An 18984-nucleotide genomic window follows, 5' to 3' on the forward strand; every position below is an offset into this window, starting at 1 on the left:
CTCAAGCCTCCTGTTCGATGCGGGTGGTGCGCGGCAGACCGACGACGCGTTGCGGCGCGGCCAGGAACACGTCCACGCCGCGCGGAAACAGCGCGTGGTTCGCGGACCATTGGGCGGTGAAGGCCGGTGCCAAGCCTTCCACTGCGATGGCGCTGCGGTCCTGGATGCCGGGGCCGCGCAGCGTCCAGCGCGCTGCGTTTCCTTCGGCCGGTGCGGACACGTCCATCACGTCGATCACGCAGGTGGCCGACTGGTCCGGATAGGCGTCGCTGCCCTGCGCGAAGGCATCGAGCGGCGGGCATGCATCGCCTTCGCCGATCCACGCGAACTGCGCCTGCGCAGGCTCGTCGACCAGCACGCAGCCGGTGTGAAAGCGCAGCCATGCGGCTGCGTCGCTGCCCGCGAGCGACGGCGACAGCCAGAGGCGGCAGTCCGGGTCGAGCAGCGCCAGCAGCAGCGCGGCCGAGGCGCCGTGCCCCTGCGACGGCACCTGCGCATCGTGCGACAGCTCGACGATCCGGCCCGGATGCGCGAGCGCCTGCAGCGCCGAGCGGAACACCGCCTGGCTGCCGAGCGCGGCATCGGTGAATCCCGCGCCCAGGGTGGAAAGCATGTTCGCGTTCATTCGGAATCGTCCTCGTCCATGTCGGCGCCGCCGGCTTCGCGCGCCACCGTGAAGAACTCGACCTTGCTGGCCTGGGCGCGTGCATGGCGCTGTGCGCGCAGCGCCGAGAGATGCGCACGCACGGGGGCCAGCAGCCGCGCATCGAGCGCGGCCTGCTGCGCCGGGTCTTGCAGCAGCGCGTCGGCCACGGCCGCGAGTTGCGCATGGCGGTGCGAGCGGCCGAGCACATAGGCCACGCCCACCGCGGCGCCCGGCTGCGGCACGGTGCCGCCCAGGCGCAGCGCGCAGCGCGTGACCGTCACCTCGCCCAGGTTGAAGCGCTCGCCGGTGCCGCCGGCGCGGCCCTGCACCATCACCAGGCCGGTCTCCGGTGCACGCAGCCACTGCGGCGGGGTTTCGGCGTGCTGTGCGAGCGCCGGCTCGAGCAGCGAGACGGGTGCGCGCGCCAGCATCGCGAGCCACTGCGCGCGGCGCAGCGGGCGGGCCGCGGGTTCTGTGTCAAAGGCATGAAACATGAGAGTGATACGCTTGAAGTTGTATAGACAAATTCGGCAACTGACGCGAGCTTAGAGAGCGCGCAAGTAGGTTTAATGACAAGCACGACGACGACCCCTTCCTCCGCGCTGGCTCCGCGCCCCGCCACCACCAACACCGAACGCACCGCACGCGACAGCTTCTGGATCCGCATCGCGGCCGACCTGGCCGAGGCCATTGCGCGCGGCGTGTATTCGCCGGGCCAGCGCCTGCCCTCCGAGCACGCGCTGGCCGAGCAGTTCGGCGTCAACCGCCACACCATCCGCCGCTCGCTCGCCAACCTCTGCAGCCAGGGGCTGTTGCGCGTGACGCAGGGCAGCGGCACCTATGTGGAAGAGTTCGCGGTCGACCTCGCGCTGGTCAAGCGCCCGCGCTTCCAGCGCAGCATGGCGCTGGCGGGGCTGCGCGGCGCGCTGCGCGTGACCGGCGCAAGCACCGTGCGCGCCACCGCGGCGCAGGCGCGTTCGCTCGCGGTGCCGGCGCGCAGTTCGCTGCTCTGCCTGCAGGTGATCGGCGAAGCCGAGGGCCAGCCGCTGCATTGCAGCGAACGCTTCTTTCCCCTGCCGCGCTTCGCGGGACTGGAAGCCGTGGTGCGCGAGACCGGCTCCATCACCGCCGGCTTCGAGGCCCACGGCGTGGCCGACTACACGCGCCATCACAGCCGCATCACGGCGCAGATGCCCGAGGCCGCGATTGCCGCGCAGTTGCGCCAGCCGGTCAGCCGGCCGGTGCTGTTCGTGGAGAGCGTGAACGTCGACACCGCGGGCGTGCCGATCGAATACGCGAGGGCCTGGTTCCCGGGCGACCGCACCTCGCTGACGGTGGCGCACGATGACTGAGGCCGCATCCCGCAGGCGCGGCGCGGCGCACCGCTACGCCGCCTATTTCGCGCCGGCCATCGGCACCGCGTGGTGGGAGGCCGGCAGCCACTGGCTCGGACGCTGCGCGGCGCGCGGGCTGCCGCTGCCGCAACCCGCCATCGACGGCCTGCCGCCCGCGCGGCAGCAGGCACTGACCGCCGCGCCGCGGCGCTACGGCTGGCATGCCACGCTGAAGGCGCCCTTCGCCCTGCCGGCGCACCTGGACGCGGCGTCGCTGCGCACGGGCATCCGCCACATCTGCAAGGCCTGGGAGCCGTTCGACATGCCGGCGCTGCAGGTGGTGCGGCTCGACGATTTCCTGGCGCTCGTGCCCGTGGTGCCGAGCCGCGCGCTGAACGCCATGGCCAGCGCCTGCGTGACCGGCCTGCACGCCTTCGCCGCGCCGCTGCCGCCGGCCGAACTGCAGCGCCGCCGCGCGAGCGGGCTCACACCCGAGGAAGACACGCTGCTGCAGCGCTGGGGCTACCCGTTCGTGCTCGACCGCTTCCGCTTTCATTTCTCGCTGACCGGCTCGCTGCGCGAGGCCGACGAGGCCGAAGTGCAGGCGCTGCAGGCTGAAGCGCAACGGCACTTCGGCGCGCTGCCCGCGCAACGCTTCGATGCGATCAGCCTGTTCGCGGAGCCCGAGCCGCGCGCGGACTTCGTGTGCATCGAACAGATGGTGCTGGGTGCATGAGCGCAGCGCCAAGCCGTGCACCAGTGAACGCAGCGCAGACCGGCCGCCTGGTCTACGTGGTCGGCCCCTCGGGCGCGGGCAAGGACAGCGTCATCGACTGGCTCAGGCAGCAGCTGCCGCAGGACGCCCGCGTGCACTTCGCGCGTCGCACCATCACGCGCGCGCTGCAGCCGGGAGGCGAGCAGCACGACAGCGTCGACATGGCCGCCTTCATGCGGCTGCGCGAGTCCGGTGCGTTCGCCATGCACTGGGAAGCCAATACGCTGCACTACGGCATCGCACGCGAAGAACTCGCCCCGCGCTGCGACGGCAATACCGTGATCGTGAACGGCTCGCGCGCTTACCTGCCCCAGGCCGCGCGGCTCTTTCCCGAACTGGTCGTCGCCCACATCACGGCCGACGCCGAGACGCTGCGTCGCCGGCTGCTCGCACGTGAGCGGGAAACGCCGCAAATGGTCGATGCGCGCGTGCGGCGGGCGCTCGACTTCCAGCTGCCGCCGGGCATGGCGGCCATCGAGGTCCGCAACGATGCGGCGCTCGCGGACGCGGGTGTGCAGCTGCAGCAGGCGCTGAAGGCATGGCAGTGCCTGTGAGCGGTCGCGGTAAAACCCGCAGGCAGTAATTCGATCGGCGTAGGTTGCGCATTCGGCACGTCGACTTAGAACTTTCCATTTAAGCAACTCGCGAAAGTAGCGAAAGATCGCGGTCTGCGGCAGGGATGTCCCGCATGGAATCGGTCGACTGCGGCGATTCTTCCAGCGTCTAATGGGCTCACCACGCAAGGAGTCGCCCCATGAAGGACACGGACTACATACGCAAAGCCCACTCCTGCACGGCGGATCCTCGCAAGGCCGCGCAGGAATTCCATGCCATGGTGGCGCAGCCCGACATGGCGCTGGTGATCTTCTACTGCTCCAGCGACTACGACCTCGAAGCGCTGGCCGGCGAGATGAAGCGCCTGTTCGGCGACGTGCCGGTGGTCGGCTGCACCACGGCGGGCGAAATCGGCCCCGCCGGCTTCCGCGACCACAGCCTGGCGGGTGCGAGTTTTCCGGCCAGCCACTTCAGGGTCGCGGCGGGCCAGGTCGAGCAGCTGCAGCAGTTCAAGGTGGAGGCCGGCCAGGACTTCGCCCAGGCGCTGCTGCACAAGCTGCTGGCCGAGGGCCCGGCCGGCGACGCGGACCACAGCTTCGCGCTGCTGCTGATCGACGGCCTGTCGCTGCGCGAGGAGCCCGTCACGCGCGCCTTCCAGACTGCGCTGGGCAGGCTTCCGCTGCTCGGCGGTTCGGCCGGCGACGGCATGAAGTTCGACCGGACCCAGGTCTACTGGGACGGCCGCTTCGGCTCCGACTGCGCGGTGCTGGTGCTCGTGGCATCTCGCATGCCGTTTCGCATCTTCAAGACGCAGCACGTTGTCGCCACCGACGACAGGCTGGTCGTGACCGATGCAGATGCCGCCTCGCGCACCGTCAAGGAGATCAACGGCCTGCCGGCGAGCCAGGAGTACGCGAGGATGCTCGGCATCGACGCCTCCGACCTGGACCCCTCGCGCTTCGCGGCCTGGCCGGTGGTGCTGACGATCGGCGGCACCACCTACGTGCGCTCGATCCAGAAGGCCAACGCGGACGGCAGCCTCACTTTCTTCTGCGCGATCGAGAACGGGCTGGTGCTGCGCGTGGCCAGGGGCGTGGACCTGCTGGAGAACCTCGAGCAGGCCTTTGCCGGCATACGCGCCGAGATCGGGCCGCCGCAGCTGGTGCTGGGCTACGACTGCATCCTGCGCAAGCTGGAGATCGCGCAAAGCAGCGCGAAGGACCGCATCGGCGAACTCCTGCAGCAGAACAACACGGTCGGCTTCCATACCTACGGGGAGCAGTTCCGCGGCGTGCACGTCAACCAGACGCTGGTCGGCATTGCATTCGGCACTAACGGCGTGGAGGCCAGTCATGTCTGAGACGGCAACACTGCAGCGCCCCGCCGCACAGGAGCCGAACCCGAAGGACGAGATCGCGCGGCTCAACAAGATCATCCAGGCCCTGATGGACCGGGCCGAGCGCAGCGCCAATGCACAGGGCTCCGACTTCAACCTCTTCCAGACCACGATCATGCTGGAGGAGCAGGTGCTCAGCCGCACCGCCGAGTTGGAAGCGGCGCTGCGCGAGAACGAGGAGGTCAACCGGGTGCTGCGCAAGACGCAGGCCGACCTGGTGGCTGCGGCGCGCTCGGCCGGCATGGCCGAGATCGCCACCAACGTGCTGCACAACGTGGGCAATGTGCTCAACAGCGTCAATGTGTCGGCCGGGCTGATTCTTTCCAGGGTTCGCGCGTCCAAGGTGGAAGGGCTCGCACGCGCGGTGCAATTGATGAACGAACATGCGGACGACCTGGGCACCTTCCTCGCGTCCGACCCCAAGGGCAAGATGCTCCCGGGCTATCTGGTGCAGCTGGCGCCGCTGCTGGTGGCGGAGCAGCGCGCCGTCGTCGACGAGCTGGTGGCGCTGGGCAAGAGCGTCGACCACATCAAGGAGATCATCGCCGCGCAGCAGGCCCATGCCGGCGCCTCCGGCCTCATCGAAGCGATACGCATCCACGAAGTTGTCGAGGACGCGCTGCGCATGAACGCGGGTGGCCTGGCGCACCACCAGGTGGTGATGCAGGGCGACATGGCCCGCATTCCCGAGTTGCCGCTGGACCGGGGCCGCGTGCTGCAGGTGCTGATGAACCTGGTGCGCAATGCCAGGCAGGCGATGGAAACGGTGGCAGACGACCGCGCGAAGCTCATGCTCGATGCGGAAATCGTCGGGGACCAGATGCTGCGCATCCGCGTGGCGGACACGGGCGTCGGCATCGCCCCGGAAAACCTCACGCGCGTGTTCGTGCACGGGTTCACCACCAAGAAGGACGGCCACGGCTTCGGCCTGCACAGCGCGGCGAACGCGGCGCGCGAGATGGGCGGCACGCTGGCAGTCCACAGCGACGGACCCGGCACCGGCGCCACCTTCACGCTCGAACTTCCGATCCGAAAGGCGGCAGAAACGCCATGAGCAAACCGCAGAACCGCCGCATCCTGCTGGCGGACGACACGCCGGCCATCCACGAGGACTTCCGCAAGATCCTTCTTCCGGTGGCCGCGGACGCGAACCTGGACGACCTGGAGTCGGCGTTGTTCGGAACCTCGGCCAGGAAAAGCGAAGTGGATTTCGTGCTGGACAGCGCCTACCAGGGGCAGGAGGCGCTCGCCAAGCTGCGCGAGGCATTGGCGGCCGAGGCACCCTACGCCCTGGCGTTCATCGACATGCGCATGCCCCCGGGGTGGGACGGCGTCGAGACCATCGAGCAGCTGTGGCTCGAAGACCCGCGCCTGCAGATCGTGATCTGCACGGCCTATGCAGACCAGTCGTGGGTCGAGGTGTTCGAGCGGCTGGACGCGCGCGATCGCCTGCTGGTGCTCAAGAAGCCCTTCGATCCGATCGAGGTGCGCCAGCTGGCCAGCGCGCTCACCATGAAGTGGCAGATGACGGAGGACGCCGCCTTCAAGATGAACCAGCTCGAGCAGGCCGTGGAGGAACGCACGCGCGAGCTGTCGGACGCCAACATCATCGTGCAGAACAGCCCGACCATCCTCTACCGCCTGCGCGGCGAGCCCGCGTTCCCGCTGATCTACATCTCGCACAACATCACCAAGTTCGGCCACGAACCGGCGGCCCTGCTGGCCAACCCGGACTGGGCGGACGTGCTGATCGACCCGGCCGACCAGCCCGGCGTGGCCGCCGCGATGGCGCGCGTGCTCGAGAAGGACGCCGAAGGCGCCTCCATCGAATACCGCCTGTGCACCGGCGACGGCGCGCGGCGCTGGGTCGAGAACCGCTACGTACCGGTGCGCGACAAGGACGGCCGGCTCATCGAGGTCGAGGGCATCGTCATCGACGTCACCGAACGCAAGGCGGCGGAGGAACAGCTGGCGAAGCTGGCGCGCACCGACGGCCTCACGGGCCTGGCCAACCGCGCCACCCTCGTCGAGCGCCTGCACCAGGCCCATGCCGCGGCACGGCGCGGTTCGGTGCCGTTTGCACTCCATTGCCTCGACCTGGACCACTTCAAGCCGGTCAACGACATGTTCGGCCATCCGGGCGGCGACCTGCTGCTGCACGAGGTGGCCTTGCGCCTGAAGAACTGCACGCGCGAGACCGACGTGGTGGCGCGCCTGGGCGGCGACGAGTTTGCCGTGCTGCAAAGCGAAATGGCCGACCCGGCCGCCGCAGGCGCCCTGGCCGCGAAGATCCAGGCCGAGCTGGCGCGCCCGTACATGATCGACGGCAACCAGGTGCATGCCTCGGCCAGCATCGGCATCTGCCCCTACACCCAGGGCAGCGAAAGCCCCGAGGAAATGCTCGCGCAGGCCGACGTGGCGCTCTACCGCTCGAAGGAACAGGGGCGCAACCAGTACCACTTCCACTCGGAGGAACTCGACCGGGAAGTCCGCGACCGGGTGGCGCTCGGTGAAGACCTGAAGAAGGCGATCGAACGCGAGGAGCTGGAGCTCTACTACCAGCCGCAGGTCGAGCTGTCCTCCGGGAAGATCGTTGGCGTGGAAGCGCTGCTGCGCTGGAACCATCCCAGGCGCGGCCTGCTCGACGCGGCCGCGTTCGTACCGATTGCCGAGCGCACCGGCGGCATCGTCGCGCTCGGCCGCTGGGTGCTGGACCAGGCCTGCCGCCAGCTGAGCGCGTGGCGCGAACAGGGGGTGGCGCCGCCGGTGGTGGCCATCAACCTGTCGCTCGGGCAGCTCAGGCAGGGCAGCGAGTTGATCCGCGACGTGACCGAGGGCCTCGCCAAATGGCAGCTCGATCCGTCCGTGCTGGAGTTCGACGTGACGGAGTCGACGCTGGCCCAGATGACATGGACCCACAACGACGTGCTGCCGAAGCTGCGCGCGCTCGGCGTGCGCATTGCGATCGACGACTTCGGCACCGAATACTCGTCGTTCGAATACCTGCGCACCTACCGCGTGAACCACCTGAAGATCGCGCAGTCGATGCTCAAGCGGGCGATCGACGACCCGGACAGCGCGGCCACGGTTCGCGCCATCATGAATCTCGCGCGCGAAGCGCGCATCGGCATCATCGTCGAGGGACTGGAGACGCAGACGCAGCTCGCCTTTCTTCAATCGACCGGCGCCACCACGCTGGCGCAGGGCTACTACTTCAGCGAGGCCGTGATGGCGACCGAGGCCGGCGACCTGCTGCGCTCGGGCACCATGGAGCAGAGCGAGCGCAGCAAGGGCGGAGAGCACGGGGCCGCCGCATGAAAAAGGCACTCCTGATGTTCGCCGCGACGTGGGGCTTCGCTGCTGCCCTGCCACCGGCGGCGCATGCCGATCCCGTGGTGCTGTCGCTGGTGCACGCCGCCACCACCTCGCACCCGGCCCATCTGGCGGCGCTCCAGTTCGCCAAGCGGGTCGAGGAGCGCACCCACGGGCAGGTTCGCACGGAGATCTTTCCCGCGTCCCAGCTCGGCAGCGAGAACGAACTGCTGCAGAAGGTCCGGCTGGGCGCGGTCGACATGGACGTGACCTCGATGAACTACCTCATCAAGTACGAGAAGACGTTCTCCGTCGTCGTCATGCCCTATCTCTTCGACAACTATGCGCATGCCCACCGCGTGCTCGACGGCCCGGCAATGAACTGGCTCGCGCCGCTGGCCGAGAAGCAGGGCTTCGTCATCCTGTCCAACTGGGAATGGGGATTCCGCAACATCACCAACAACCAGCGCCCAATCAACGTGCCCGAAGACGTGCGGGGCCTCAGGATGCGCGTTCCGCCCGTCGCCGAACTCGAGGCCACCATGCAGGCGCTGGGCGCGCAGGTCAGCAAGGTCGGCTTCAAGGAGCTTCCCCAGGCGCTGTCGCAGGGCCTGGTCGACGGCCAGGAGAACCCACTCAACGTCATCTACTACAACAAGCTGTACGAAGTGCAAAAGCACCTCGCCCTGACCCGCCACGTGTACTACAACACGCTCCACCTCATGAGCACCAGGACCTGGGCGAAGCTCACGCCGGCCGAGCAGGCGATCGTGCGTGAAGAGAGCATGGCGGCAGGCGACGGCATGCGCAAGAAGATCATTGCCGAAGAGGAGGAGCTGATCGCAAAGATGGTTGCCGCCGGCGTGAAGGTCACGCGCCCCGACCCGGCGCCGTTCCGCGCGGCCACGCAGGGCGCCCGCGAGGAGATCAGGCGCTTCGCGGGCGACGAGAGCGTGCGCACGTTCCTGAAAATGGTCGACGCCGAGCGAAGGCAGTGACGCATCTCTCCAACAGTGACCTGGGAGCGAGCCGCAATTGATCAAATTCCCGATCGAGCTCTCGTGGGGGAGAAGAATGCGCAGCCTGCGGGTGGAGATCGCGCTTGGATTCGGCGTCGTCATTGTGCTGATGCTCGCATTGGGCGCGTCCTTCTATCTCAGCGAACAGCGTTCCGCGGCCGCGATCGACAAGCTGCTCAGCAGCGACCACCGGATGGCGGACCTGAGCCTGCGCAGTTCGCTGGCGATGTACAAGGCCCGCGACGCCGAGAACGAACTCCTGCTGTCCGCGGACCGGCTCGGCGTGGCCGAGGCGAGCGAGCGCTCCCTGCCGGCCATGCAGAACCATTTGCTGGACATGCGGGAGTACCTTGCCAGCCTTCGGATCCTCTCGACCGATCCGAAATTCAGGGCGCAGGTCGACCGGATCGAGGCCCAGACCCGGCAGTACGAGGACGGCTTCCTCGCGTTCATCGCGCGGCATGGCAAGGAAGGCCTTCCGGAATCGGCCGATGCGCTGCGCCAAAGCTACCTGGCCACGGCCGTGGCCATCGAGTCCTCGATGGAGGCGCTGCACACCGAGGCGACCAAACGCGCGCTCCAGACGCGCAGCGATGTCGAGCGCGCGGCGAAGTTCTCGCGCTGGGCGGTCATCGCGCTGGTCGCCATGGCCATCCTGCTGAGCGTGGCGGCCGCGACGGTCGTCTCACGGCGCATCACCGGCTCCATCGCCCGGCTCGTCGCCTTTTCCGGGCGCGTCGCCGCGGGGGACTTCAGCGCCAGGACGCCGCAGGGCCGCGCGGATGAATTCGGCATCCTTGCGAACGCCATGAACCAGATGGCCGAGTCGATCGAGAATTCCAATGCGCTGCTGGAGAGCAGCGCCGACACCCTGAAGCACCAGGCCACCCACGATCCGCTGACCGGGCTTCCGAACCGCGCACTGCTGGAAGATCGGCTCAGGCAGGCCATCTCGTACGCCGATCGCTACGGCCGGCTGATGACCGTGGTGTTCATCAACCTCGACGGCTTCAAGCGGATCAACGACAGCCTGGGCCGCAGGGCCGGGGACGAATTGCTGAAGGTCATGGCCGAACGCATGCGCCAATGCCTGCGCAGCGTGGACACGGTGGTGCGAACGGGCGGCGACGAATTCGTGATCATCCTGTACGACCAGCCCGGGGACGGGACCGAGATCGCGCCGGCGCTGCAACGGCTGCTCGAGGCCATTGCGCAGCCCGCCCGGATCGATGGCCGGGAGGGCGTCCAGGTCACGGGCAGCCTGGGCGTGGCCACCTATCCCGCGGACGGGGCCGATGCCGACGCCCTGCTCATGAACGCCGATGCCGCGATGTCCCACGCCAAGGTGTCCGGGCGCAACAACTTCCAGCACTATGCGGCCGCGATGAGCGGCACGATGCGCAACGAGCTCGCGCTGCGCGAGGGGCTGCGCCATGCCATCGCGCGCAGCGAGTTCCACCTCCTGTACCAGCCCCAGGTGGAAATGGGATCGGGCCAGGTGACGGGCGCGGAGGCGCTGATCCGCTGGCAGCATTCCGAGCGCGGCCTCATATCTCCGGTGGAGTTCATTCCCCTGGCGGAGGAGACCGGCCTGATCGTTCCCATCGGAGAATGGGTGCTGCGCACCGCCTGCTTCCAGAACAAGGCCTGGCAGGACGCGGGCCTGCCGGCCTTCAGCATTTCGGTCAATGTGTCGGCGCGGCAGTTCCGCGAGCGGACCCTGATCGAGCAGGTCGCGCAGGCGCTCGAGGACAGCGGGCTCGAAGCCCGGTTCCTCGAACTGGAGCTGACCGAGAGCATGGTCATGGAAGACCTCGAGAAAGCCCTGCAGTCGATGAGGGCCCTGCAGGCGATGGGCGTGCAGTTTTCCATCGACGATTTCGGCACCGGCTATTCGAGCCTGAGCGCGCTCAAGCGCTTTCCCATCGCCCGGCTGAAGATCGACCGCGCCTTCGTGCGCGACATTCCCGGCGACGAAGACGACAAGACCATCGCCAAGGCCATCATTTCTCTCGGGCACGAGCTCAATCTCAAGGTCATCGCCGAAGGCGTCGAGACCGAGCAGCAGCTGGAATTCCTGCGCGCCCATGGTTGCGACGAAATGCAGGGCTATCTCTTCAGCCGCCCCGTGCCGCCCGCCGAGCTTGCGGCCCTGGTCAGGACGCGCTCGGGCATCGCGGCTGCAGGCAGCACCTCCGATCTGCGCCCGCGGCGCGTGGCGTCACGCTGAGGCCTACAGCGCCGGATGCCGCCGGTGCCAGTCGGTCGCCTGCTGGAAGGCCCAGCCGGCGCGCACCAGCAGCTCTTCCTCGAAGTGGCGCGCAACGAACTGGAACGCGACCGGCGTGCCCGCATCGGTGAAGCCGCCGGGCAGCGTGATCGTCGGGCTGCCGCTCATGTCCAGCGGACAGGTGTAGCGCAGCATCGCGGACATCAGCTCGGCGTCCTCGCCGAAGCTCAGCATGCGCGCGAGCGTGGGCGAGGCGACGCCCTGCGAGGGCATCAGCAGCAGGTCGATGCCCTCGAACATCTCGCGCACCCTGCCGCTGAAGGCATGGCGGCGCAGCACGATCTTCTGGTAGTCGATGCCGCTTTGCGCACGGCCCAGGTCGAGCAGGCCCGACAGCGCCGGGCCGTACATCTGCTTGCGCGCGGGATAGGTCGGCTCGTGCACCACGGCCGCCTCGATGCCGCACAGCGGGAACCAGTCGGCGATGACCTGCGCCGGGTCGGGGAATGTCACGTGGCGCACTTCGGCGCCGAGTTCGCGCACCGCCGCGAGCGCGCCTTCCATCACCTTCGCGGTGGCCGCATCGACGCCCTCCCCGTTCCAGCGCGCGTCGATGCCCACGCGCAGGCCGCGCAAGCCGCGCTCCATGCCCGCGAGGTAGTTGGGCACGGCTGCGAGGCTCGCGGTCGGGTCCTTCGGATCGGCCCCCGCGATGGCGCCGAGCATCGCACCCGCATCGGCCGCGCTGCGCGTCATCGGGCCGATGTGATCGAGCGTGGCGGCCAGTTCGAAGGCGCCGTGGCGGCTCACGCGGCCCCAGGTCGGCTTCAGGCCGGTCAGGCCGTTGGCGGAGGAAGGAAAGCGGATCGAGCCGCCCGTGTCGGTGCCGAGCGAGCCGTAGCAAAGCCCTGCGGCCGTGGCCACGCCCGAGCCGCTCGACGAGGCACCCGACCAGTGCGCCGCGTTCCACGGATTGACCGGCGGCGTGACGGTGGGGTGGTGGTCGGCATAGGCGCTCTCGGTGAGCTGCAGCTTGCCGAGGATCACGGCACCGGCTTCGCGCAGCTTGCGCACGGCCGTGCCGTCCTCGGTGGGCACGAAGTCCTGGTAGAGCGTCATGCCGGCGGCAGTGGCCACGCCTTTTGTCCAGCACAAGTCCTTCACCGCCACGGGCACGCCGTGCAGCGGCCCGCGGATCTCGCCCCGGGCGATCTCGGCCTCGGCGCGGCGCGCGTCGGCCAGCGCCTGTTCGGCCATCACGATCACATAGCTCTTGAGCGCGCCGTCGACCTGCTCGATGCGCGCGAGCTGCGCTTGCGCGACCTCGACCGGCGAGAGCTCCCTGCGCTGGATGCGCCGGCCGACGTCGACCAGCTCGAGGTAATGCAGTTCGTTGCTCATCCGTGGACTCCTGTGTATTGGCTCATGATTTCGAAATCGCCGAGGTGCTCGCGCGGAATCTCGCCGCCGATCTGGCCGCGCTTGATGACCAGCACGCGCTGCGACACGGCCGCGATGAATTCGAGGTTCTGTTCCACCAGCACGATCGTGAGCTTCATGCGGTCGCGCAGCGCGGCCAGCGTCTCGGCGATCTCCTCGATGATCGAAGGCTGGATGCCTTCGGTCGGCTCGTCGAGCAGCAGCAGCGTGGGCTTGCCGGCCAGCGCGCGCGCCAGCGCCAGCAGCTGCTGCTCGCCGCCCGAGAGCGAACCGCCGGGCCGCTCGAGCAGCGGCTTCAGCCGCGGAAAGTCTTCCAGCAACGCCTCGATGGTGTCCATCGTGCGCTCGCCGGTCTTCACCAGGCCCATGCGCAGGTTGTCCATCGCGCTGAGCGCCGGAAAGATCTCGCGCCCCTGCGGCACATAGGCCATGCCCAGGCGCGCCCGCGCGTGCGGTGCATGGCGCGTGATGTCGGCGCCGTCCAAGCGCACCATGCCTGCGGTGGCGCGCAGCGCGCCGACCAGCGTGCGCAGCAGCGTGGTCTTGCCCATGCCGTTGTGGCCCAGGATGCCCACCGACTCGCCCCGGGCGATGGTGAGCGAAACATCGTGCAGCACCGGAATGGCGCCGTAGCCGGCATGGAGACCCCTGACTTCGAGCATGCGCGCCTTCCGGGTTCAGTGCGGCTTCTTGCCGAGGTAGATCTGCTGGATCAGCGGGTCGCTCATGATGCGGTCCGGCGTGTCCTCCTTGATCACGGCGCCCTGGTGCAGCACCGTCACCTTCTTGGCGATCATGCGGATGAAGTTCATGTCGTGCTCCACCACCACCAGCGCATGCTGGCGGTTGATCTCCAGGATGAGTTCGGCCGTGCGCGCCACCTCGCCATCGCTCATGCCGGCGGCCGGCTCGTCGAGCAGGATCAGCGGCGGGTCGGCCGCGATCACCACGCCGATCTCCACCCACTGCCGCATGCCGTGCGCCAGCAGGCCCGCCGTGACGTCTCGGTACGCGTGCATGCCCACGCGCTCGAGCGTCTCGCGCGTGATGCGGTCGGCCTGCGCGGTGCTGTTCAGGCGCCGCGCCGAGAGCCACACGTTCTCCCACACGCTCAGGCCATTGAACAGGCTCGGCACCTGGGTCTTGATGCCGATGCCCAGGCGGCCCGGGTCGTGCGGCTGCATCTTCGAGATGTCCTGGCTGCGGAACAGGATCTGGCCCGAGGTCGGCTTGACCTGGCCGGTCAGCAGCTTGAAGAAGGTGCTCTTGCCGGCGCCGTTGGGGCCGATCACGCAGCGCAGCTCGGCCTCGGCCAGGGTGAAGTTGACGTCGCGCGTGGCATGCACGCCGCCGAAGCGCACGTTGAGGTTGCGCGTCTCGATCAGGGGCGTGCTCATGGCGCCGTCTCCGTCGCGGCCGCCACGGGTACGACCACTTTCGGGGCGTGGGCCGGCGCCTTGCGCCAGCGCCGCCACGCCATGTCGATCAGGTCGCCGACGGTCGGCACGATGCCGCGCGGCACCAGCAGCACGAAGACCACCAGGATGGCGCCGAGCACCAGGTTCGCGTTGAAGGCCTGCTGCGTGCCGATCTGCGAGGTGAGCCACTGGATGGCGACGCAGCCGATGATCGGCCCGACCAGCGTGCCCAGGCCGCCGACAATGACCCAGATGATGATCTGCGCCGACTGCGCGAGGCCGAAGATGGTCGGGCTCGTGAATGCGCCCCAGTTCGCGAACAGGCAGCCCGCAAGGCCCGCGATCGCGCCGCCCAGCGTGAAGCACAGGAGCTTGTAGGCGCGCGCGTCGTAGCCCAGCAGCAGCACGCGCTGCTCGTTCTCCTTGGCCGCCACGATCACGCGGCCGATCTTGGAGGCGATCAGCACGCGCAGCCCGAGGTACACCAGCAGCAGGCAGGTGAAGGTGACGTAGAACAGGTCCTTCGGCGTCAGCACCTCGTCCTGCTGGCCGGGCCAGTTGAGCGTCGGTATCGCCGGGATGCCGTTGAAGCCGCCCAGCGGCGCGCTGCCGATGCGCCACTCGGGCCCGGCGGTGGAGTTGATCAGGTTGAACAGGATCAGCGTGACCGTGAGCGTGATCACGCCCATGTACACGTCCGACAGCCGGCCGTAGAAGATCACGTAGCCCAGCAGCGCGGCGAACAGCGCGGGCACCACGATCGCGAGCACGAAGGGCACGGTGCTGTCGCCCATGTTCATCACCGCGATCGCGTAGGTGTACGAGCCGAGGCCGAAGAAGGCCGCCTGGCCGAAGCACAGGATGCCGCCGAAGCCCCAGATGAAGGCCAGGCTCACGCCGAGGATCGACATCACCGCGTAGATCGTGACCTCGATCAGCGTGTAGTCGTCCATCACGCCCGGCAGGCCGACGAGCAGCGCGATGCCCACGGCCAGGCTGAGCGCCGCGCTGGCCCAGGACTTGGCAAAACGGTTCACAGGGACCCCTTGAAGAAACGTCCGGTGATGCCCTGCGGCAGCAGCCGCAGCATCACGATGGCGGCGACGAGCAGCGCCACCTCGCCGAGCACCGGCGTGGTCACGAAGGTCGCGAGCTGGTTGATGGCACCGAACAGGCCGGAGGCGCCGAGCAGGCCCGCGAGGATGGCCGGACCGCCGCCGATCACGGTGATGAAGGCCTTGGCCACGAAGGCCGCGCCCATGGTCGGCACCACCCCGGTCAGCGGCGCGAGCAGCCCGCCGGCCAGGCCGGAGAGCGCGGCGCCGACCGCGAAGGTGACCGAGTACACGCGGCTCGGGCTGATGCCCAGCGCATTGGCCATGTCGGGCTTCTGCATGGTGCCGCGCGCGATGAGGCCGAGCTGCGTGCGCGTGAGCACGAAGCGGATCGCGAGCGCGAGCGCCACGGCCACCGCGATGATCACCAGCGTGTAGCCGCTGACCGAGTAGGCACCGATCGAAAAGCTGCCGAGCGGCGCCGAGACGCCCGCCGTGGTGTTGCCCGCCACCGAGGTGACGATGCCCACCAGCAGCAGCGACAGCCCCCAGGTGGCCAGCATGGTGTCGACCATGCGCCCATAGAGGCGCCGGATGACCAGCCGCTCCAAAACCACGCCGACGATGCCCACCGCGATGGGCGCGACGATGAAGATCGCGATCCACAGGTTGATGCCGAGCCCGAGCGCCGCGATGACGGCATAGGCGCCGAGCATCATGAACTCGCCGTGCGCGAGGTTGATGACCTTCATCATCCCGAAGATGACGGCCAGCCCGGCCGAGACGATGACCAGGCTCGCCACGGCGTAGAGCACCTGGATGAGAACGACGAACGCGAGATCCATGCCGGCGCCCTGCCCTCAGGCCTTGATCACGTACTGCTGGTTGTCCTTCGGATTCTTCACGAGGTTGCACACCGCGCTGGTGTCCACCGGCGGCTGCTGCTGGAAGGTCTCGACGATGTTGAGTTGCTTGTTGCGCACCTCCGCGATGCTCACGTTCAGCACGCAGTGGTGGGTGGCCGCGTCGAGCGTGACCTTGCCGCTCGGGCCGTCGATGGCGATGCCGGTCTCCAGCGCCGCGATCATCTTCTCGCGGTCCAGCGAGCCGGCCTTCTTCACGCCCTCGGCCCAGAGCTTGAAGCCCTGGTAGGTGCCCATCGCGAGCTCGGTGATGTTGGGATAGTCGGCGCCGAAGCGCTTGTAGAAGCGCTCCTTGAAGGCCTTGTTCTGCGGCGTGTCGAGGTTCTGGAAGTAGTTGTACGAAATGAGGAAACCGTCGGTCTCGGCCGGTGACAGCACGATGTGCTCGTTGCCGCCCGCGAAGGTGGTGGACGCGAGCGGGATCTTCTTGGTCAGGCCCGCGGCCGCCCACTGGCGGTAGAACGAGATGTGCGCACCGCCGACCAGCGCCGAGACGATCATGTCGGGCTTGGCCGCCTCGATCTTCGAGATGGTCGGGCCGAAGTTGGTCACGTCGAGCGGGAAGAAGTCGATCGAAGCCACCGAGCCGCCGTTGTCCTGCACGAACTTCTTCACCCACTGCGAAGTGATCTGGCCGTAGTTGTAGTCGGCCGCCACCACGTAGACCTTCTTGCCCCACTTCTTCATGGCGTAGGGAATGAGCTTGGCAACGGTCTGCCCGGGCGTGACGCCGGTGCAGAAGGTGTTGCGGTCGCACACGCCGCCCTCGTACTGCGTGTTGTAGAAGTACAGCGTCTTGTTGCGCGTGAGCACCGGCCGGATCACCTCGCGCGAGGCCGAGGTGATGCCGCCCATCACCACCGTCGACTTGTCCTTGAGCGCCGACTGCTGCGCGAACTGCGCGTAGAGCTGCATGTTCGACTGCGGGTCGTAGGTGGCGAGCTTGAGCTTCTTGCCCAAGAGGCCGCCGGCCGCGTTCTGCTCTTCCACCGCGAGCGTCATGCAGTCGGCCATCGGCTTGCCGTAGATGTCCAGCCCGCCCGACATGTCGATGATGCTGCCGACGACGATCTCGTCGGCCGCCATGGCGGCCATCGGGAACAGCGGCACCGCGGTGCCGGCCAGCGCGGCGGCCGACGACTGGATGAAGGAACGACGATCCATGGAACTAACCCCTCGTTGTTCGGCGGACGCAGCCGCCGCTGTGTTCATGAAGAAAAAAACGCCTCAGATGGCTTTCCAGTCGCCGGCCTGCTCGAAGGCATAGGCGGCGCGGTAGATGGTGGCTTCGTCGTGGTGGCGGCCGGTGAGCATCATTCCCACCGGCAGGCCGTCGACGAGCCCGCAGGGCACGCTCATCGACGGGTGGCCCGTGACGTCGAAGGGGCAGGTGTTGGGCAGCACCTCGAAGGCGCGCGTGATCACTTCCTCGATGCTCGCGCCGGGCGGCGGCAGCGGCGTGGCCGTGATCGGCAGCGTGGGCATCAGCAGCAGGTCGAAGTCGGCCAGCGTGCTGTCGTAGGCCGCGGTCAGCTGGCGCGCGAGGTTCTGCGCCTTGGCGTAGTAGTGGCCGCGGTAGTGCTTGATGAAGTACTCGCCCAGCACCATCGTGAGCTTGAGCGTTTCCGAGAGTTCGTCGGCGCGCTGCTTCCAGCCGGCATGGAAGTCGACCATGCTCGTGACGTAGAGGCCCTTCCAGTTGAAGCCGTGGCCGTTGTCCTTCATCATCTGCTGGGTCGCGCCCTCGGCCGCGATCGGCAGCCAGATGGCCGGCCCGACGGCGTGCATCGGCACCGACACCTCGCTGACGATGGCGCCCAGTTTGGTGAACACCTCGGCCGCCTTGCGCACCTTGGCGCCGACGGCGGCATCCGACTGCGGCCAGCCGAAGCCCTCCTTGACGATGCCGATGCGCAGGCCGCGCACGCCGTCCTTCATGAGCTCGCTGTAGGGCTTGGCGGCCTGGCCTGCATGCTGGCGCGGGTCGAGCCCGTCGGGGCCGGCCAGCACCTCGAGCATCAGCGCGTTGTCGGTCACGTTGGCCGTCATCGGGCCCGTGTGGTCGAGGGTGAGCTCGATCGGCATCACGCCGGTGTAGGGCACCAGGCCATGCGTGGCCTTCATGCCGTAGATGCCGCAGTAGGACGCCGGCATGCGGATGGAGCCGCCCTGGTCGCCGCCGATGGCAAGGTCGACCTCGCCCGCCGCCACCAGCGCCGCGCTGCCCGACGAGGAGCCGCCGGCCGAGTAGCCCATGCGGTGCGGGTTGTGCACGGGGCCCGAGGCGCTGGTGTGCGAGCCGCCCGAGAAGCAGAAGTACTCGCAGACCGACTTGCCCACCACCGTGGCGCCGGCGTCGAGCAGCCGCGTGACGACCGTGGCGTCGACGTTCGGCACATAGCCTTCGAGCGTGGAGGCGCCGTTCATCATCGGCACGCCGGCCAGGCAGACGTTGTCCTTGAGCACCACCGTCTTGCCGGCGAGCTTGCCTTCCGGCTTGCCCTTGATGGTGGTCTTGACGTACCAGGCGCCGTACTTGTTCTCCTCGCCCAGCGGGCGGTAGCCGGGCGTGCGCGCGTAGCTCACCACGGGCAGGTAGTCGGGCATCGCGTCGACCGCGTCGTAGGCATCGAAGTTGGGCTGCAGCAGCGCGTGGTAGCTGCTTGCCTGCGCTTCGGACAGGTGGATGCCCAGGCTCAGCGCGACGTCTTGCAGCTGGTCCAGGGTGGGACGCTTGATGGCCATGAACGACTCCGTGTTTCGGGTGGAAGGGCTCGCCTGCTGCCCATCGGGCAGGGGCGCGGCACGGAGGGATTCTGGAATCTGATATTTTCCAAGTCAAGTATTTTATTTTCTTTGGAAAATAAAATGCGTCGTTCCA

The 18984-nt window shown here is 68.2% G+C and carries 17 protein-coding genes; 8 read left to right on the plus strand and 9 right to left on the minus strand.

Annotated elements, in window-relative coordinates:
* Position 1: 1 nt before the first annotated feature.
* Positions 2-625, minus strand: coding sequence for a phosphonate C-P lyase system protein PhnH (phnH, locus tag RZE77_RS33090; RefSeq protein WP_319442900.1), 624 nt, complete (start codon positions 623-625; stop codon positions 2-4).
* Complete coding sequence (phnG, locus tag RZE77_RS33095; RefSeq protein WP_319442901.1) at positions 622-1140, minus strand: phosphonate C-P lyase system protein PhnG; 519 nt, start codon at positions 1138-1140, stop codon at positions 622-624. Before phnG ends, phnH begins: the two co-directional genes overlap by 4 nt.
* 75 nt (positions 1141-1215) lie before the next feature.
* Here phnG and phnF point away from each other — a divergent pair, with 75 nt between their 5' ends.
* The 8 genes from phnF to RZE77_RS33135 all read left to right on the plus strand — a co-directional run bounded on the left by phnF (position 1216) and on the right by RZE77_RS33135 (position 11267).
* Positions 1216-1998, plus strand: coding sequence for a phosphonate metabolism transcriptional regulator PhnF (gene phnF, locus RZE77_RS33100; protein ID WP_319442902.1), 783 nt, complete (start codon positions 1216-1218; stop codon positions 1996-1998).
* Positions 1991-2716, plus strand: coding sequence for a DUF1045 domain-containing protein (locus RZE77_RS33105; protein WP_319442903.1), 726 nt, complete (start codon positions 1991-1993; stop codon positions 2714-2716). The genes phnF and RZE77_RS33105 overlap by 8 nt, the downstream gene beginning before the upstream one ends.
* Positions 2713-3309: a phosphonate metabolism protein/1,5-bisphosphokinase (PRPP-forming) PhnN gene (phnN, locus tag RZE77_RS33110; protein ID WP_319442904.1), complete on the plus strand. Its 597-nt coding sequence runs from the start codon at positions 2713-2715 to the stop codon at positions 3307-3309. The genes RZE77_RS33105 and phnN overlap by 4 nt, the downstream gene beginning before the upstream one ends.
* Before the next feature lie 200 nt (positions 3310-3509).
* Positions 3510-4670, plus strand: a complete 1161-nt coding sequence (gene nosP, locus RZE77_RS33115; RefSeq protein WP_319442905.1) for a nitric oxide-sensing protein NosP — start codon at positions 3510-3512, stop codon at positions 4668-4670.
* Positions 4663-5760, plus strand: a complete 1098-nt coding sequence (locus RZE77_RS33120) for a sensor histidine kinase (RefSeq protein WP_319442906.1) — start codon at positions 4663-4665, stop codon at positions 5758-5760. Before nosP ends, RZE77_RS33120 begins: the two co-directional genes overlap by 8 nt.
* Entirely contained in the window at positions 5757-8024 is a 2268-nt protein-coding gene (locus tag RZE77_RS33125; RefSeq protein WP_319442907.1) for a putative bifunctional diguanylate cyclase/phosphodiesterase, read from the plus strand. Before RZE77_RS33120 ends, RZE77_RS33125 begins: the two co-directional genes overlap by 4 nt.
* Positions 8021-9016 carry a TRAP transporter substrate-binding protein gene (locus RZE77_RS33130; RefSeq protein WP_319442908.1) on the plus strand — a complete coding sequence of 332 codons (996 nt, stop codon included), beginning with the start codon at positions 8021-8023 and terminating at the stop codon, positions 9014-9016. The genes RZE77_RS33125 and RZE77_RS33130 overlap by 4 nt, the downstream gene beginning before the upstream one ends.
* A 76-nt stretch (positions 9017-9092) precedes the next feature.
* Complete coding sequence (locus tag RZE77_RS33135) at positions 9093-11267, plus strand: putative bifunctional diguanylate cyclase/phosphodiesterase (RefSeq protein ID WP_319443455.1); 2175 nt, start codon at positions 9093-9095, stop codon at positions 11265-11267.
* Positions 11268-11270: 3 nt separating this feature from the next.
* On the opposite strand, the gene RZE77_RS33140 is transcribed toward RZE77_RS33135, so the two are convergent.
* The 7 genes from RZE77_RS33140 to RZE77_RS33170 form a co-directional block, all read right to left on the minus strand.
* Entirely contained in the window at positions 11271-12668 is a 1398-nt protein-coding gene (locus tag RZE77_RS33140; protein WP_319442909.1) for an amidase, read from the minus strand.
* The gene (locus RZE77_RS33145) at positions 12665-13369 is read right to left on the minus strand and encodes an ABC transporter ATP-binding protein (protein WP_319442910.1); all 705 of its coding nucleotides are present in this window, start codon (positions 13367-13369) and stop codon (positions 12665-12667) included. Before RZE77_RS33145 ends, RZE77_RS33140 begins: the two co-directional genes overlap by 4 nt.
* Positions 13370-13384: 15 nt before the next feature.
* On the minus strand, positions 13385-14104 hold the full coding sequence (locus RZE77_RS33150; RefSeq protein WP_319442911.1) for an ATP-binding cassette domain-containing protein: 720 nt from the start codon (positions 14102-14104) through the stop codon (positions 13385-13387).
* Entirely contained in the window at positions 14101-15162 is a 1062-nt protein-coding gene (locus RZE77_RS33155; protein ID WP_319442912.1) for a branched-chain amino acid ABC transporter permease, read from the minus strand. Before RZE77_RS33155 ends, RZE77_RS33150 begins: the two co-directional genes overlap by 4 nt.
* Positions 15159-16025, minus strand: a complete 867-nt coding sequence (locus RZE77_RS33160) for an ABC transporter permease subunit (RefSeq protein ID WP_319442913.1) — start codon at positions 16023-16025, stop codon at positions 15159-15161. Before RZE77_RS33160 ends, RZE77_RS33155 begins: the two co-directional genes overlap by 4 nt.
* A 15-nt stretch (positions 16026-16040) precedes the next feature.
* Positions 16041-17267, minus strand: a complete 1227-nt coding sequence (locus tag RZE77_RS33165; protein WP_319434651.1) for an urea ABC transporter substrate-binding protein — start codon at positions 17265-17267, stop codon at positions 16041-16043.
* Positions 17268-17330: 63 nt separating this feature from the next.
* Positions 17331-18848 (minus strand): amidase, encoded by a 1518-nt coding sequence (locus tag RZE77_RS33170; protein ID WP_319434653.1) that lies wholly within the window; start codon positions 18846-18848, stop codon positions 17331-17333.
* Positions 18849-18984: the final 136 nt, after the last annotated feature.

Source organism: Variovorax sp. SPNA7, assembly GCF_033807855.1.
Lineage (GTDB): Bacteria > Pseudomonadota > Gammaproteobacteria > Burkholderiales > Burkholderiaceae_C > Variovorax > Variovorax beijingensis.

What these genes read in the sequence shown, in the direction of transcription:
- RZE77_RS33170 (WP_319434653.1), bottom strand. Translation starts at nt 18,848, where the DNA reads ATGGCCATCAAGCGTCCCACCCTGGACCAGCTGCAAGACGTCGCGCTG.
- RZE77_RS33120 (WP_319442906.1), top strand. Translation starts at nt 4,663, where the DNA reads ATGTCTGAGACGGCAACACTGCAGCGCCCCGCCGCACAGGAGCCGAAC.
- RZE77_RS33105 (WP_319442903.1), top strand. Translation starts at nt 1,991, where the DNA reads ATGACTGAGGCCGCATCCCGCAGGCGCGGCGCGGCGCACCGCTACGCC.
- RZE77_RS33140 (WP_319442909.1), bottom strand. Translation starts at nt 12,668, where the DNA reads ATGAGCAACGAACTGCATTACCTCGAGCTGGTCGACGTCGGCCGGCGC.
- RZE77_RS33160 (WP_319442913.1), bottom strand. Translation starts at nt 16,025, where the DNA reads ATGGATCTCGCGTTCGTCGTTCTCATCCAGGTGCTCTACGCCGTGGCG.
- phnF (WP_319442902.1), top strand. Translation starts at nt 1,216, where the DNA reads ATGACAAGCACGACGACGACCCCTTCCTCCGCGCTGGCTCCGCGCCCC.
- RZE77_RS33165 (WP_319434651.1), bottom strand. Translation starts at nt 17,267, where the DNA reads ATGGATCGTCGTTCCTTCATCCAGTCGTCGGCCGCCGCGCTGGCCGGC.
- RZE77_RS33150 (WP_319442911.1), bottom strand. Translation starts at nt 14,104, where the DNA reads ATGAGCACGCCCCTGATCGAGACGCGCAACCTCAACGTGCGCTTCGGC.
- RZE77_RS33130 (WP_319442908.1), top strand. Translation starts at nt 8,021, where the DNA reads ATGAAAAAGGCACTCCTGATGTTCGCCGCGACGTGGGGCTTCGCTGCT.
- RZE77_RS33145 (WP_319442910.1), bottom strand. Translation starts at nt 13,369, where the DNA reads ATGCTCGAAGTCAGGGGTCTCCATGCCGGCTACGGCGCCATTCCGGTG.
- phnH (WP_319442900.1), bottom strand. Translation starts at nt 625, where the DNA reads ATGAACGCGAACATGCTTTCCACCCTGGGCGCGGGATTCACCGATGCC.
- RZE77_RS33135 (WP_319443455.1), top strand. Translation starts at nt 9,093, where the DNA reads ATGCGCAGCCTGCGGGTGGAGATCGCGCTTGGATTCGGCGTCGTCATT.
- nosP (WP_319442905.1), top strand. Translation starts at nt 3,510, where the DNA reads ATGAAGGACACGGACTACATACGCAAAGCCCACTCCTGCACGGCGGAT.
- phnG (WP_319442901.1), bottom strand. Translation starts at nt 1,140, where the DNA reads ATGTTTCATGCCTTTGACACAGAACCCGCGGCCCGCCCGCTGCGCCGC.
- phnN (WP_319442904.1), top strand. Translation starts at nt 2,713, where the DNA reads ATGAGCGCAGCGCCAAGCCGTGCACCAGTGAACGCAGCGCAGACCGGC.
- RZE77_RS33125 (WP_319442907.1), top strand. Translation starts at nt 5,757, where the DNA reads ATGAGCAAACCGCAGAACCGCCGCATCCTGCTGGCGGACGACACGCCG.